The organism is Phytohabitans houttuyneae (assembly GCF_011764425.1).
Classification (GTDB): domain Bacteria; phylum Actinomycetota; class Actinomycetes; order Mycobacteriales; family Micromonosporaceae; genus Phytohabitans; species Phytohabitans houttuyneae.
The window spans coordinates 3,083,005-3,096,677 of sequence record NZ_BLPF01000001.1 but is presented as its reverse complement, the minus strand read 5'-3'; the positions used below and the strand labels follow the sequence as shown (position 1 = coordinate 3,096,677).

At 71.4% G+C, this 13,673-nt stretch carries 12 protein-coding genes; 8 read left to right on the top strand and 4 right to left on the bottom strand.

Annotation, left to right across the window (positions count from 1 at the left end; all coding sequences use genetic code 11):
- Positions 1-91 precede the first annotated feature (91 nt).
- The 3 genes from Phou_RS13595 (at position 92) to Phou_RS13585 (ending at position 4,235) form a co-directional block, all read left to right on the top strand.
- Positions 92-2,023: a phosphotransferase gene (locus tag Phou_RS13595; protein ID WP_173056388.1), complete on the top strand. Its 1,932-nt coding sequence runs from the start codon at positions 92-94 to the stop codon at positions 2,021-2,023.
- Positions 2,020-3,189 (top strand): hypothetical protein, encoded by a 1,170-nt coding sequence (locus Phou_RS13590; protein WP_173056387.1) that lies wholly within the window; start codon positions 2,020-2,022, stop codon positions 3,187-3,189. Before Phou_RS13595 ends, Phou_RS13590 begins: the two co-directional genes overlap by 4 nt.
- A gap of 149 nt (positions 3,190-3,338) precedes the next feature.
- Positions 3,339-4,235, top strand: coding sequence for an HD domain-containing protein (locus tag Phou_RS13585; RefSeq protein WP_173056386.1), 897 nt, complete (start codon positions 3,339-3,341; stop codon positions 4,233-4,235).
- On the opposite strand, the gene Phou_RS13580 is transcribed toward Phou_RS13585, so the two are convergent.
- On the bottom strand, positions 4,204-4,989 hold the full coding sequence (locus Phou_RS13580) for an SDR family NAD(P)-dependent oxidoreductase (RefSeq protein ID WP_173056385.1): 786 nt from the start codon (positions 4,987-4,989) through the stop codon (positions 4,204-4,206). The genes Phou_RS13585 and Phou_RS13580 overlap by 32 nt on opposite strands.
- Positions 4,990-5,113: 124 nt before the next feature.
- Entirely contained in the window at positions 5,114-6,280 is a 1,167-nt protein-coding gene (locus Phou_RS13575) for a threonine synthase (RefSeq protein WP_173056384.1), read from the bottom strand.
- Positions 6,281-6,417: 137 nt separating this feature from the next.
- Between Phou_RS13575 and fxsA the strand changes: the two genes are divergently transcribed.
- The 4 genes from fxsA to Phou_RS13555 are packed head-to-tail and all read left to right on the top strand — an operon-like array spanning position 6,418 to position 10,723.
- Positions 6,418-6,591 carry an FxSxx-COOH cyclophane-containing RiPP peptide gene (fxsA, locus tag Phou_RS13570; RefSeq protein ID WP_218579016.1) on the top strand — a complete coding sequence of 58 codons (174 nt, stop codon included), beginning with the start codon at positions 6,418-6,420 and terminating at the stop codon, positions 6,589-6,591.
- 5 nt (positions 6,592-6,596) lie between these two features.
- Entirely contained in the window at positions 6,597-7,751 is a 1,155-nt protein-coding gene (locus tag Phou_RS13565) for an FxsB family cyclophane-forming radical SAM/SPASM peptide maturase (protein WP_173056382.1), read from the top strand.
- Complete coding sequence (locus tag Phou_RS13560; RefSeq protein ID WP_173056381.1) at positions 7,748-9,511, top strand: HEXXH motif domain-containing protein; 1,764 nt, start codon at positions 7,748-7,750, stop codon at positions 9,509-9,511. Before Phou_RS13565 ends, Phou_RS13560 begins: the two co-directional genes overlap by 4 nt.
- A 9-nt stretch (positions 9,512-9,520) precedes the next feature.
- The gene (locus Phou_RS13555; RefSeq protein ID WP_173056380.1) at positions 9,521-10,723 is read left to right on the top strand and encodes a hypothetical protein; all 1,203 of its coding nucleotides are present in this window, start codon (positions 9,521-9,523) and stop codon (positions 10,721-10,723) included.
- 8 nt (positions 10,724-10,731) lie between these two features.
- On the opposite strand, the gene Phou_RS13550 is transcribed toward Phou_RS13555, so the two are convergent.
- On the bottom strand, positions 10,732-11,307 hold the full coding sequence (locus Phou_RS13550) for a TetR/AcrR family transcriptional regulator (protein WP_246273530.1): 576 nt from the start codon (positions 11,305-11,307) through the stop codon (positions 10,732-10,734).
- A gap of 111 nt (positions 11,308-11,418) precedes the next feature.
- Between Phou_RS13550 and Phou_RS13545 the strand changes: the two genes are divergently transcribed.
- Complete coding sequence (locus Phou_RS13545) at positions 11,419-12,363, top strand: SDR family NAD(P)-dependent oxidoreductase (RefSeq protein WP_173056379.1); 945 nt, start codon at positions 11,419-11,421, stop codon at positions 12,361-12,363.
- Positions 12,364-12,485: 122 nt separating this feature from the next.
- On the opposite strand, the gene Phou_RS13540 is transcribed toward Phou_RS13545, so the two are convergent.
- Positions 12,486-13,601: a polysaccharide deacetylase family protein gene (locus Phou_RS13540; RefSeq protein WP_173056378.1), complete on the bottom strand. Its 1,116-nt coding sequence runs from the start codon at positions 13,599-13,601 to the stop codon at positions 12,486-12,488.
- Positions 13,602-13,673: the final 72 nt, after the last annotated feature.

Sequence of the window (13,673 nt, the reverse complement as noted above, 5' to 3'; positions counted from 1 at the left end):
GCGAAGCGGGCACGGCACCGGTAGACCAGACAATCTGGGCGCGGCTAGCATCGGCCTTGACCCCTCGTTTCTTTTGTCGTCTGGAGACTTCGTGCCGCCCCGGCTGACCGTGATCGGCAAGCATTCCGAACTGACGGCCGGCGATGTCCGGCGCCTCGTCCACCTGGTGGTGGGGGATCAGCCGCCGGACAGGTCCAAAGCGGGCGCCACGGTCGACGTGCGCGTGTTGCAAGGCGGCTACAGCGGCCTGCTCGTCGCACTCGTGTATGCGCCGGGACGCGGCCTTTTCATTCTCAAAGGCGGCCCGACCGGCGAGATTCGGCTGGAGCACGAAAACCGGGTCCAATTCCTGGGCTCCGCCGACGAATGGCTCGTCAACAACCAGCTCGACGGCATTTACGGCCCGGTCGACGTCGAATTTCGCGACCAGTCGGAGAGCTGGAGCGCGATGGCGTACCGCTACATCGGCAGCCGCACGTACCGCGAGCTGGCCGACTACAGCGAGTTCGGCGGGTTTCTCCAGGCGTTCGCGCTGCCGCAGACGGTGGAGGGCGCGCCGCCGGAGCGGACCGTGCGCGCCTGCCTCTACAAGGTCGCCAGCCTGCTGGTGCGCAACGCCGACCTGCAGAACGAGGAAGAGGGGCGGGCGCTCGTCGACTACCTGCCGGACGTCGACTGGGAGCGGGACATCAACGCGAGCCTGACCACGGCCGCGGCGCTGTGGTCCGACATCGAGGACCTGCGCGACTTCCGCGCCTGGTACACCGAGGCGGCAGCCGCGGTGCGGGTGGCGCCGGTGGCCGACCGGCGGTTGATCCACGGCGACGCCCACCTGGCGAACATCCTCGTCAACAGCGTGCGCGCGGAGGTCGACCTGATCGACTTCGGCAAGGGGCGGCAGGCGCACGTCTTCGAGGACCTGGCCCGGTTCGAGGTGGACCTGGTCCTGCACACCACTCCCCGCCACGCGCACAGCGGCGCGCTCGTGCAGGACGAGCTGCTGGAGACCGTCAATCTTGTCGGCGACGACGACTTCGCCCTCCGCGACTCGCCCGACGAGCCGCGGCACCGCCGCAGCCTGCGGATGTGGCGGCAGGAGCTGTGCGCGGTGCTGCGCGGCACGTCACTGCCGGGCGCCGCGATGATGTACCGCTGGTTTCTGCTCAGTGAATGCCTCAAGCGGATCCGATGGGTGACCAACAACGGCCCTGTCGCGGCCGGGGTCGACATGCTTTCGCTGCTCCGGATGATCACTGCGCTGCGCAGAATGCTTGACGGTCATCGCTACGCTCCGGATACAGTGATATCGACCACCGCCGAAGCGTTGACCTTGCTACGCTGCACCGCCGCGTATGTGCCGATGCACGGACACGAGCGGCTCACGAACGAAAAGCGCAATCGCGCCAAGGAGGCCGCACTGCACGCCTCCGCCGCCCGCGGCGCGTCCGTCCGGATCACCGCCGAGACGGGGTATTCGTACCTGGCCACTCGTGGCGTGTTCAACTCCCGCATCCTGCACCTGCTGGCTGCGGGCGCAAGCCTCCAGATGGTGATCTGCAATCCGTACTTCCTCGAGGCGTACGGGATCTCCGCCAGCTACGACCCGGACGGCCGCCGGCTCGGCTCGGTCGTGCCGGACCGTCTGGAGCTGCACGCCGACCTGGCCCGCAAGTTCGAGGCCAGCCTGCGCGGATACGAGATTCTCCGGGAGGAGTACAAGAGCCTGGTGGAGGTCAGGCTCGCCCGGTTCGGCCTCGGCGCCACGGTGCTGCTGACGGAGCAGGCCACCTTCTTCGAGCCGTACTTCCACGCTTCCCGCAACCGGCGCGAGCGGGTGCTGTTCGACACGTTCGAGCTGCAGTTCGAGCCGGGCGGCCTGCACATGAAGCGGCTCCTGGAGGAGACGTTCTCGTTCCACTGGAACAACGCGGACGCGGTCACCGACGCTACTTCGCTGGAGGAGCGATGCAGGAGAGCGCGAACGGCGGTCTTCGACGCGTGGCAGGCGACGGACGACAGGTGACCCGGGCCGCCGTCCCCCTGGTGGCGGAGCACGACTCGTGGATCACGGTGGACCCGATTCTCGGCTGCCCGGCGGACTGCGCGTACTGCTATCTCGGCCCCCTCGGCCTGCGCGCCGCCCGCCCGGAGGTGCGGGCCACCCCCGAGATGGTGGTGGCGGCCGTCGAAGATCACCTGTACGGGCGGCGGGCCGGCGTGATCGACCCGGCGTACGACAAGACACCGCTCTGCGTGGGTAACTACACCGACATGGTGCTGACCCGCCCCAACCGGGACGCGCTGGTGCGGATCGTGGAGCTGCTCGCGGAGCGCATCCCGCGCCGACCGGTCGTCGTGGTGACCAAGGGGCGGCTCGACGCCGACCTGCTCAGCGCGCTTGACGCGCCCGGCCTCCCGATCTACTGGTTTCTCAGCCAGTCGATGGCGCGTACCGCCGGCGTGCCGCTTGAGCGCGGGCCGGTCGCCGACCTGGACACCACGCTCGACAACGCCCGCCTCGTGTCCCGCACCACCCACCAGAAGGCGGTGCACTTCTGGCGCCCGTTCGTGGCCGAGCTCCGCCCGAGCCACGCCGACCTGGAAAAGCTTGTCGGGCGGCTGGCCACGTCGGGCCTGTCCGCCTCGGTGGTGGTCGGGCTCACCCGCGGGCCGGGGGTACCGCTGGCGGACGAGCGCCTCGTCACGCTGCTGGACCAGTCGATGGCCGCGCCGCCCGGCGAGGGTGAGGTGTTCGACGACGAGGGCTGGGCGGAGGCGCGCGAGTTCGCCGTGGCGGCCGGTTACCCGCTGTACCGCAACACGTCCTGCGCGCTGGCGTTCCTCAGTGGACGGCCTGAGGCCCTGGGCACGTGGCGGCCGCCGTTCGTCGAGAGCCGCTGCCTGCCCGCCGCGTGCCCGATAGCGCAGCGTGACCGGTGCGCCGTGGCGGCGGCCGGTGAGTGGACGGGCGGTGCGACCCTGGCCGCCAGGGTGGCCGCCTTCCTGAGTCTCGACGCAGGATTGGTATCGGTCACGGCGGGGGAGCTGGTGATCGGTGACATGATCGACGAGTTTGACTACAATACACTGTTGCACGGCTACGGTCGGCATATGGCGATTCGAGCCCAGGGTGTGCGCCGTCAGAAGGCGTGGCTGGGGTCGTTTACCGGAGGGGGGATCGCGGCGTGACGGTCGTTCCGGCTCCCCTGGCGCCCAGCGGTTACAGCACTGTTCGCGCGCTTCGTCGGTTGCGTCGCATCACGGGCTTTGTTTCGGTATACGGAGAAGACCGCGATCCTCGTTCGTCGGCATTTGCCCGGATATGGCATGTCGGCCGCATGACCTGGGTGGCCCGGCGGCTCGCCGAGCGGCAGCCCGGTGTCGACGTCGAGCGCGTCGTGCGACTCTGCCTCCACCACGACCTCAACAGGTGGCCCTTCGCGCACAACACCGAGGTGGGGCGGTTCGACCAGGCCGGCAACACCCGCGTGTTCAGCAAGGCGCTCCTCGACGCTCGACTGTCCGATGAGGACTTCGCCGACCTCGCCGGCGTGCACCACAAGCGGATCGACGAGCTGAGTCCCGAGGGTCGCATCGTGCTCGGCGCCGACGCCATCACCGGCGTGGTCGAAGACCCGCTGCTGCTCGTGACCGGGCTCAACGTGCGGCCCGACTACATCCCCGACACGGTCTCCCGGGTGCTTGGCTTCAGGCTCCGCGCCGAGCCGTGGCGCGGCCGGGCCCGCCGGCTGGCCCGCGAGTTCCACGGCACGGGCACGCCCGACCCGCTGGTGTTCCGCGCCGAGTTCGCCCGACTCTTCCGCGACCTGATGTGGCGCGTGCTGGAGCGCGAAGACCGGCCGGAGCGCCTGCTCGACGTCGCGTCGGCCGTCAAGGCGCATTTCATCCGTCCCCGCGTCTTCCCGGTCAACAACGAGATGGTGTGCCGGTCGAGCTGGATGCGCGGCGAGGTGATGCCGCGTTACCTGGCCCGCTACGGCGACGTCGACCTCGTGCTCATCGACGAAGACGACTTCGTGCGGCGGGCGGTGCGGATCGGTGTGGCGAGCCCCGCCGACTTCAGGCCGCGCATCGACGCCGTCCGCGAGCAGCAGCCAGACCTGTGTTTCGTGGGCGCCAGGACGGCCGTCACCGACCGGGCCCGGGCGCTGGCCGCGGGGCGGCTGCCGAGCCGCGCGCGGCTCACGCCCGTGCCGAGACTAGCGACTCGGTGAGCTCCCGGAGACGCTTGCGAAAGTCCGGGTCGTAGGCCTGGTCCAGGGCCCGCGCCTCGCGTTCGCGGTCGAAGAAACGGCCGGTCACGCCCGCGAGCCGCGGATCGACGACGAGCCGCAGCGTCGCCTGGAGCCCTCGTTCGAGCGTGTCGACGTGGCCAGTGCCGGCCTGTACCACCATCGTCGTCGGCATCAGCGTCGCCGGGTGCAGGCAGTTGACGGTCACGCCGGTGCCGGCGAGCTCGTCGGCCAGGTCGAAGGTGTACGCGATGAGGGCCAGCTTCGCCCGCCGGTACGCCTCGGTGCCGTCGTAGCCGCGCTCCATCATCGGATCGTCCACATCGAACGGTCGCTGCCCGATCGAGGCCACGTTGACGATCCGGGACGGCGCGGCCCGCTTCAGGCGCGGGAGCAGGAGCTGGGTCAGCAGGTACGGCGCGAGGTAGTTGACGGCCAGCCGCAGCTCGTAACCGTCCGCCGAGAGCTCCCGGGGCGCGCCGGGTGCGCCGAAGCCGACGCCCGCGTTGTTGACCAGCACGTCCAGGTCACCCTCGACCTCGCCGGCGAGCCGGCGCACCTCGGCCAGCGAGGAGAGGTCGGCCTGGATCGCCCGGGAGCCGGTCCGGTCGGCCACCTCGGCGAGACGGCCGGCGTCGCGGCCGTGCAGGATGAGCTCGTACCCCCGCTCGGCCAGGGCGAACGCGAGCGCCCGCCCGAGCCCGTCCGACGCACCCGTGATCAAGATCCGTGTCATCTCTCTGCCTCCTGGTTCGCTCGCTCGTGCGGCGCTGAAGGCGACGTCTTCCTCCGCCACCCCGAAACCCCGACTTCGTCGGCGGGACGGCTCCGTCCAGACGCCGCCGCGCCAACTCGCTCGCTCACGCCACGCTATCCGGGTACTTGAGGCCCGTGCCGGTGTTCAACACCACGACCTCCTCGTCCTCGCTCAGCCAGCCGGAGGCGCGCAGCGCGCGGGCGGCGGTCAGGCACGCGGCGCCCTCGGGGCAGAGCCACAGCCCCTCGTCGGCACCGAACGCGCGCAGGTCGGCCAGCAGATCCGTGTCGTCGATGGCGATGGCCGTGCCGCCGGTGGCGTAGAGCGCGTCGAGGATCAGCTCGTCACCCAGCGGCGCGGGCACCGTGATGCCGAACGCGACAGTGTGCGCGTCCGGCCAGGGCTCGGCCCGCCGGGCGCCGGCCGTGAACGCGGCGACGATCGGCGCGCAGCCGGTGGACTGCACGGCCACCAGCCGGGGCAGCTTGTCGCCGATCCAGCCCAGCTCGCGCAGCTCGCCGAGCGCCTTGTGAATGCCTATCAGCCCCACACCGCCGCCGGTGGGGTAGAGGATGACGTCCGGCACCCGCCAGCCGAGCTGCTCGGCGAGCTCGTACCCCATCGTCTTCTTGCCTTCGAGGCGGTACGGCTCCTTGAGCGTGGAGACGTCGAAGACCTCGGCGCCGACGAGCCCGGCGATGAGGCGGCCGGCGTCACCGATCAGGCCGTCCACAAGGTGGAGTTCCGCGCCCGCCACCACGCATTCCTTACGCGTGATCGCGGGTGCCGCGAGCGGCATCGCTATCGTCGCCCGCAGCCCGGCTCGAGCCGCGTAGACCGCCCATGCCGCACCAGCGTTGCCGTTTGTCGGCATCGCCACGTGCCGGACGCCCAGCTCGCGCGCCCGCGATACGCCGACGGCCGCGCCGCGAGCCTTGAAGGAACCGGTCGGCACGAGCCCTTCGTCCTTGACGAGCAGCCGTGGCAGGCCGATCCGCGCGCCGTACCGCGCCGCGGGAAGCAGCGGAGTCCAGCCCTCACCGAGCGTCGCGATGTGCGCAGTGTCGCGGACCGGCAACAGCTCGCGATAGCGCCACAGGTCCGCCGGTCGAGTGGCGATCGTGGCCGGCTCGACCACGGCTCGAACGGCTGCGAGGTCGTACCGCGCGAGCAGCGGCGAGCCGCACGAGCAGAGGTTCTGCGGGCGGTCGGCGGCATGGTGGTTTCCGCAGCGGGGGCATTCCAGGTGAGTGAGATACGAGGCGGTCACCAGGCAATCTTCGCTCGACACGCACCGTCGTGTCTGGACGTTGACTGAACGGCGGAGTAGGTTGGCGACGCCAAGGACGCTGTCCGGCTGGACTGCCGTCGACACGCAATATCGTCCACAGAGGGATGCCGGCCGGGATGGATGCCACCGCCGACGACAGCCAGTTTGACCTTATTGATCTCAATGCGATCAGTTTGGTCGACCTACGCGGGCTCGACGGCTCCGCGTTCGGCCAGTCGCTGCGCCGCATCCTCGACGACATCGACCGCCCACAGGACGCGGTCGCCGGCTGGAACGCCGCCATCGGCTGAGCGGCATGCGCGGGATCACCTGGCGGCCGACTCCCTTCCGGGAGTTCGTCCTGAAGGTGCATTCGCGCTGCAACCTCGCCTGTGACTACTGCTACATGTACGAGCTGGCCGACAAGAGCTGGCGCGCGGCGACCGCGGTGATGAGCGACGACGTGCTCGACGCCGCCTGCCGGCGGATCGCCGAACACGCCACGGCGCACGGCATCCCGCAGCTGCGCGTCGTGCTGCACGGCGGCGAGCCCATGCTGCTGGGCGCCGACCGGCTCGCCGGGGTCGCCGACCGCCTGCGCGCCCGCGTGCCGGCGCCGACCACAGTGGACGTTCTCGTGCAGACGAACGGCGTGCTGCTGACCGCCGACGCGCTGGAGGTGCTCTCCGGTGCGGGCATCCGGGTCGGTGTCTCACTCGACGGCGACCGGGTCGCGACCGACCGCCACCGCCGGTACGCGAACGGGCGCAGCAGCTTCGACGCGGTCGACGCCGCATTGCGACGCCTGCGGGACCGCCCCGCCGCGTACGCCGGAATCCTGTCCGTTGTGGACCTGGCCAACGACCCGGTGGCCACCTACGAGGCGCTGCTGGCCTACCAGCCGCCGATGGTCGACTTTCTGCTGCCCCACGCCAACTGGGGCAGCCCGCCACCCGGCTGGGGCGGTGGAGCGGATGCGCCCTACGGCGAGTGGCTCGTGGCCGCCTTCGACAGGTGGTACGGAGCGCCGGTGCGGGAGACCCGCGTGCGCTTCTTCGAAGAGGTGCTCAACCTCGTCCTGGGTGGACAGAGCCACACCGAGGTGGTGGGACTGAGCCCGGTCGCCACGCTCGTGGTCAATGTGGACGGTTCCTACGAGCAGGTGGACACGCTCCGCTCGGCGTACCCGGGCGCGGTGGACACGGGGCTCGACGTCTTCGCCAACGATCTCGACGAGGCGCTGCGCCACCCGGCGGTCAAGGCGCGCCAGATCGGCGTGGCGGCGCTCTCCGCCACCTGCCGCTCGTGCGCGCTGCACCGGGTCTGCGGCGGCGGCTACTACCCGCACCGCTACCGACCCGGTGGTGGGTTCGGCAACCCGTCGGTCTACTGCGCCGACCTGCAGCGGCTCATCACCCATGCGGCGGACCGGCTGCGCGCGGATGTCGAGCGGCTGAAGCGGCCGGCATGACAGCCGTGCACAGCCTCACACAGTCCATGGTGGACTCGCTCGGCGCGGGGTACGGAGACGCCGAGGCCATCGGCCGGTTGCGCGCCGGCCAGGTGAGCAAGCGGCTGCTGCTGCTCCGCACGCTCCTCGACGCCGCACCTTCGCCCCGCCTCGACGACTACTACGCGCTGCTGGTCGACGCGCAGCGCCGCTCGCCCGGCGCGGTGACGGATGCGCTGGCCGAGCCGCACGTCGGCGCGTGGCTGGCGTCGTCGCTGCGGCGGCTGCGTGGCGCCTGGAGCGGGGCGCACCCGATCGAGGCCGACCTGGCGCACCTCGGGGCAGTCGCCGCGGCGGCGGCGGTCCGGGCCGGGCTGGAGTTCACAGTGGACCTTCTGGCCAGGGACGGCTGGCTGATGCTGCCCACGCTCGGCCGGGCACGGGTGAGCGGCGAGGGCGACGTCGCCGTGCGCCACGCCGGTGGGCGCCTCACGGTCGGCTCGGTGGTCGCCGGTGCCGGCACCGGCTGGCAGGAGCTTCGCGTCCTGCACTGCAAGGCCGACGAGCTGGAGCTGCGGGTCCGCCTCGACGACATCGACCCGTTCCGCGACTGCCACCGCCTGTCAGCGGCCGGCCGGTGCGGCGGCGCGGAGGTCGAGCGGTGGCAGCACCTGCTCGACGAGGCGTGGCCGATGCTTACCGCACACCACCGCCGGTACGCCGAGGCGATTGCGACCGGCCTCGTCACGCTGGTGCCGCTGCACACCGAGCGGACCAACCTCGGCGTCAACGTGACGAGCATGGACGCGTTCGGGGCGGTGTCGCTGACCCGGCCGGCCGACGGCGTCGCGCTCGCCGTGGGGCTGCTGCACGAGTTCCAGCACGCGAAGCTCGGCGCGCTCATCGACCTCGTGCCGCTGTACGAGCGCGACGACCGGCCCCGCTACTACGCACCCTGGCGCGACGACCCCCGGCCGCTCGGCGCGCTGCTCCAAGGGGTGTACGCGTTTCACGGCGTGACCGACTTCTGGCGGGTGCAGCGGCGGGTGCTCAGCGGCGGACGCGCGCGGTACGCGCAGGTGGAGTTCGTGCGGTGGCGCGACCGCGTGTGGCGCACGCTCGGGGTGCTGGAGGAGTCGGACCGCTTCACCGCGGTGGGGCGGCACCTGCTGTCCCGGCTGCGCGCGGTGCAGCGCGATTGGCAGGCGGAGCCGGCGCCGGCCGGGACGGTCGAGCTGGCCCGCGAGGCGGCCGAGGACCACTGGGTCGGCTGGCGGCTGCGCAACGCCCGCCCCGCGCCGGAGGCCGTGGCACGGCTGGCTGACGCGTGGCGGTCCGGATTGGACTGTCCGGTCGAGACGGTGGAGATCGGCGTGGAGCCGAGGCCGCGAGCGCTGGCGCAGAGCGTGCGGCTCGACCTCGTCCAGCTGCGCGTGCTCGATCCGAGCCGCTTCGCGGGTCTCGTGTCCGACCCGGCGGGACTGGCGAGCCTCGTACCAAATGCGACGCCCGCGGATCTCGCGCTGGCCGGCGGAGATCTCGCGGCAGCGCGCGATGCCTACGCGGCCGAGGTGGCCGCGGACCCGGACCGTCTCGATGCCTGGATCGGCCTGTCGCTTGCCTGCCAGCGGCAGGAGCCGAGGCTGCTGGACTTTCCGGAGCTGTGTCTCGCGGTGCACCGCCACCTACGCGAATCCGGCGAATCGCCGCCCGACCCGATCGCACTGGCTCGGTGGCTCGTGCCCGTACGGGGGACCGACGGGACGGCGGCGAGCCGCTAGATTCGGCGGGTGCGCCTGAGAGCCGGATCGTTGCTGCTGGTCGCCGCCCTCCTTGCCGGGTGTGGTGGTGGCGACACGGGCGGTGACAACCCGGCGCCGCCCGGAGCGACGGAGGGCGGCGCGGCGGCCAGCGAGGCGCCGGACGGCAAGGGTGCGCTCGGTGCCGCGCCGACGACAAAGCCGCCCGCCTCGAAGAAGCCGCCGGCCGCCGTGCTGCGCGCAGGCAACCCCAACGGCAAGGCGTCGGTGCCGGCCGCGGGGCGCGCGGTGGACACCAGCAAGCCCGACCGTGTGGTGGGTAACGGCACGCCGGCGAGCTGCACGTCCAAGGCCGTGGTGTCGGCGGTGGCGGCGGGCGGGGTGATCACGTTCTCGTGCGGGCCGGACCCGGTCACGATCACGATGTCGCAGACCGCGAAGGTCAGGAGCTCCGTGCGCAAGGTGGTCATCGACGGCGGCGGCAAGGTCACCCTGAGCGGTGCCGGCAAGCGCCGGATCATCTACCAGAACACGTGTGACAGCGCGCAGGGCGCGACCAGCGGCAACTGCACCGCGCAGGACCACCCCCAGCTCACCGTGCAGAACATCACGCTCGCCGACGGCAGCTCCATCGGCGTCGACCCCGACCCCGAGGTGACCAACGGCGGTGGCGGCGGCGCGCTCTACGTGCGGGGCGGCATCTTCAAGGTGGTAAACACCAAGTTCGTCCGCAACAAGTGCGACAGCGGCGGCCCCGACCTCGGCGGCGCGGCCATCCGCGCGCTCGACATCAACAACGACGGCCCGGTGTACATCGTGAGCAGCACCTTCGGCGGCGCATCCGGCCAGGGCGGGCGCTGCTCTAACGGTGGTGCGCTGAGCAGCATCGGCGTCTCGTGGATCGTGCTCAACAGCCTGTTCAGCCACAACGAGGCGATCGGCTTCGGCGCCAACCAGGCACCGGCGGGCACGCCCGGCGGTGGCAACGGCGGCGCGATGTACTTCGACGGTGGGCTCTTCACCGTGCGGATCGCCGGCACGCTCATGGAGCGCAACCACGCCCGCGAGGGTGGCGGCGCGGTCTTCTTCGTCAGCAACGACCGCACCGGGAGCCTGCGGCTGGAAAACTCCACGCTGCGGCGCAACCCGAGCGACAAGTTCGAGACGCTGCCGGGCATCTTCTACCTCGGCACGACCGAGCGACCCGCCATCACCGGGCCCAAGCCGAGCTGAGCGCCGGCTCAGCCCACCCGGTAGCGAAGGCCGTCGACCAGCAGGTCGAGAAGGCGGCCGGCCTGCTCCCGCTCGCCGGCGGCCATCGAGACGCCGCTGAGGCCGATGAGCACGTCGCCGGGCTGGGCGTCCGGCCGGATCGTGCCAGCCGCCACCCCCGCCTCCAGCAGCGTGGTGATCGCGGTGGTGAGGCGGTCGCGGCTCTGCGCGTACGGGTTCACACCGGACGCGACCACCACCCGCAGCGCGTCGGACATGCCCCGCTTGGTGGCCATGTAGTCGACGAAGCGGTCCATCCAGGTACGCAGGGCCGCGTCCGGCGGCTGCGCGGCCAGCAGCTCGTCGACGGAGTCGCAGAGGCGGGCCAGCTCGTTGCGGTACGCCGCCTCGATCAGCGCCTCCCGGGTCGGAAAGTGCCGGTACAGCGTGCCGATGCCCACGCCCGCATCCTTGGCGATCGCGTCGAGCGTGGCGTCGGGCCCGTCGTGTGAGAACGCGCGAACCGCGGCGTCGAGCAGCCGCTCGCGGTTGCGCTGCGCGTCGGCGCGCACGGTGCTTCCTCCCCCGTTGGTGGTGCAGGTCACTTGTTAATCGGAGGAGGCTCCGCTTAGTGTTGCGGTGAAGTGGAGGCCCCTCCGTTTGTAGCGTACAGGGTTGGGTGCTCCTGGGGGTCCGCCGATCGAGATGGGAAGATCATGACTGGGACCACACGCATCACCACGCCGTTCAACGCGCAGTCCACGGCCGCCGAGGTCGTGGCGGGCATCGACCTGAGTGGCCGTCGGGCCATCGTCACGGGCGGCGCGTCCGGCATCGGCATCGAGACCGCGCGGGCGCTGGCCGGTGCCGGGGCCGAGGTCACCCTCGCGGTCCGCAACCTGGAGGCGGGCGAGCGTACCGCCGAGGACATCATCGCGACGACGGGCAACAAGCAGGTGTTCGTGGCTCCGCTCGAGCTCGCCGACCGCGTCTCCGTCGCCGCCCTCGCCACCGCGTGGGAGGGCCCGCTGCACATCCTCGTCAACAACGCGGGCGTGATGGCGCCGCCGCTGACCCGCACCGCCGAGGGGTGGGAGCTCCAGTTCGCCACCAACCACCTCGGCCACTTCGGCCTCGCCACCGGCCTGCACCGCGCACTGACCGAGGCGGGCGGGGCTCGCGTGGTCTCGGTCAGCTCGGCCGCGCACCAGCGCTCGCCGATCGTCTTCGACGACATCAACTTCGAGCGCCGGGAGTACACGCCGTGGGAGGGCTACGGCCAGTCGAAGACCGCCAACGTGCTCTTCGCGGTGGAGGCCAGCAAGCGATGGGCCGCCGACGGCATCACGGTGAACGCGCTGCACCCGGGCGGCATCCGCACCGCCCTCCAGCGGTACGTCACCGAGGAGGACCTCAACCGACTGCGCGCCCAGGCCGGCCCCGACGCACCGGCGTGGAAGACGCCCGAGCAGGGCGCCGCCACCTCCGTCCTGCTCGCCACATCGCCACTGCTCGACGGCGTGGGTGGCCGCTACTTCGAGGACTGCAACGAGGCCGAGCCGCTCCAGCCGGGCTCGCGCCGCGGCGTGGCCGCGTACGCCCTGGACCCCGAGGCCGCCGCACGCCTGTGGACGGTCAGCGAAGAGATCCTTGCGCGTTGATCAGGGAGTTTGGTGGAGCGAATCGCCGACCGACACGCCCACGAACTCCCTGATCAACGGCCCGAGATCCCGCCAGGCCCGTGACACCCAGCGTGGGTGTCACGAGCCCTTGGGTCCGGGGGTCAGGCGACCGTGCAGGCGGTGCCGTTCAGCGTGAACGAGGCGGGCCGGCCGGTGTTGCCGGTGTGTGTGGCCTGGAAGCCGATGCCGACCGAGGCGTTCGGCGCGATGCTTCCGTTGTACGACGCGTTACGGGCGCTCACCTGCCCGCTGCTCGGCGAGTACGACGCGTTCCAGCCGGACGTGATCGTCTGTCCACTGGGGAGTGCGAAGGCGAGCGTCCAGCCGTTGACCGCCGCGCTGCTCGTGTTCGTGATCGTGATCGACGCGGTGAGGCCGGTGTTCCAGGCGTTCACCGTATAGCCCACGCGGCAGGCGCCACCGCCGGGCGGGGGCGTGGTGACCGGCGGGGTGGTCGGCGGCACGCTGGTGGGCGGCGTGGTCGGCGGCCGAGTGGTGGGCGGCGTGGTCGGGCTGCCGCCGTCCGGCGCGACCGCGCGTCCGGTTGCGGTCGAGATCATGCCGGCGCACATGTTGCGGCTGGCCAGGTTCGACGCGATCTGCGGTACCGCCTGGATCGTCGTCTGGTACCCGTCGTGCATCAGGATCACCTGGCCGTTCTGCAGGCGGCCGGCTGCCTGGACGATCGCGCTGGTGCTGGCGCCGTTCCAGTCCTGCGAGTCGACGTCCCACAGCACCTCGGTGAGGCCGAGCTGGGCCTCGATCGAGCGGATGGTCGCGTTCGTCTCGCCGTACGGCGGGCGGAACAGGCGCGCCGTCTGCCCCGTCGCCTGCTGGATCGCCTGCTGCGTCTGGGACAGCTCGGAGGTGATCTGCTGGGTGCTCATCTGCGGCAGGTGCGGGTGGGTCCAGCTGTGGTTGGCGATCCACATGCCGGCGTTCACCTGGGACCGGGCGAGCGCCGGGTTCTGCTGGACGCGCTGGCCGATGTTGAAGAACGTGGCCCGGAGGCCGGCCGAGGTCAGCGCGTTGAGCAGCGAGGTTGTCGTGCCGGTGTTGGGACCGTCGTCGTACGTGAGGCCGACGTAGCCACCGCTGCAGTCCGCCGCGGAGGCGGAGGGCGCGGCGGCGACGGTCAGCGTGACAGCGGCCGCGGCCGCGGTGGCCAGCGAGGCCAGCGCGGCGACGGTGCGCCGGGACAGGTGGGTGGACGGCATGGCGGCTCCTGGCGTGGGGTGGGGTTCTCGGGCGCAGGCTGAAACATTCCGTAGTATGAGCCGGAACATACC

Bases quoted from the DNA above. Each gene is read 5' to 3' on its own strand.
- Phou_RS13585 (WP_173056386.1), top strand. From the start codon at position 3,339: ATGACCTGGGTGGCCCGGCGGCTCGCCGAGCGGCAGCCCGGTGTCGAC.
- Phou_RS13580 (WP_173056385.1), bottom strand. From the start codon at position 4,989: ATGACACGGATCTTGATCACGGGTGCGTCGGACGGGCTCGGGCGGGCG.
- fxsA (WP_218579016.1), top strand. From the start codon at position 6,418: ATGGATGCCACCGCCGACGACAGCCAGTTTGACCTTATTGATCTCAAT.
- Phou_RS13565 (WP_173056382.1), top strand. From the start codon at position 6,597: ATGCGCGGGATCACCTGGCGGCCGACTCCCTTCCGGGAGTTCGTCCTG.
- Phou_RS13560 (WP_173056381.1), top strand. From the start codon at position 7,748: ATGACAGCCGTGCACAGCCTCACACAGTCCATGGTGGACTCGCTCGGC.
- Phou_RS13545 (WP_173056379.1), top strand. From the start codon at position 11,419: ATGACTGGGACCACACGCATCACCACGCCGTTCAACGCGCAGTCCACG.
- Phou_RS13540 (WP_173056378.1), bottom strand. From the start codon at position 13,601: ATGCCGTCCACCCACCTGTCCCGGCGCACCGTCGCCGCGCTGGCCTCG.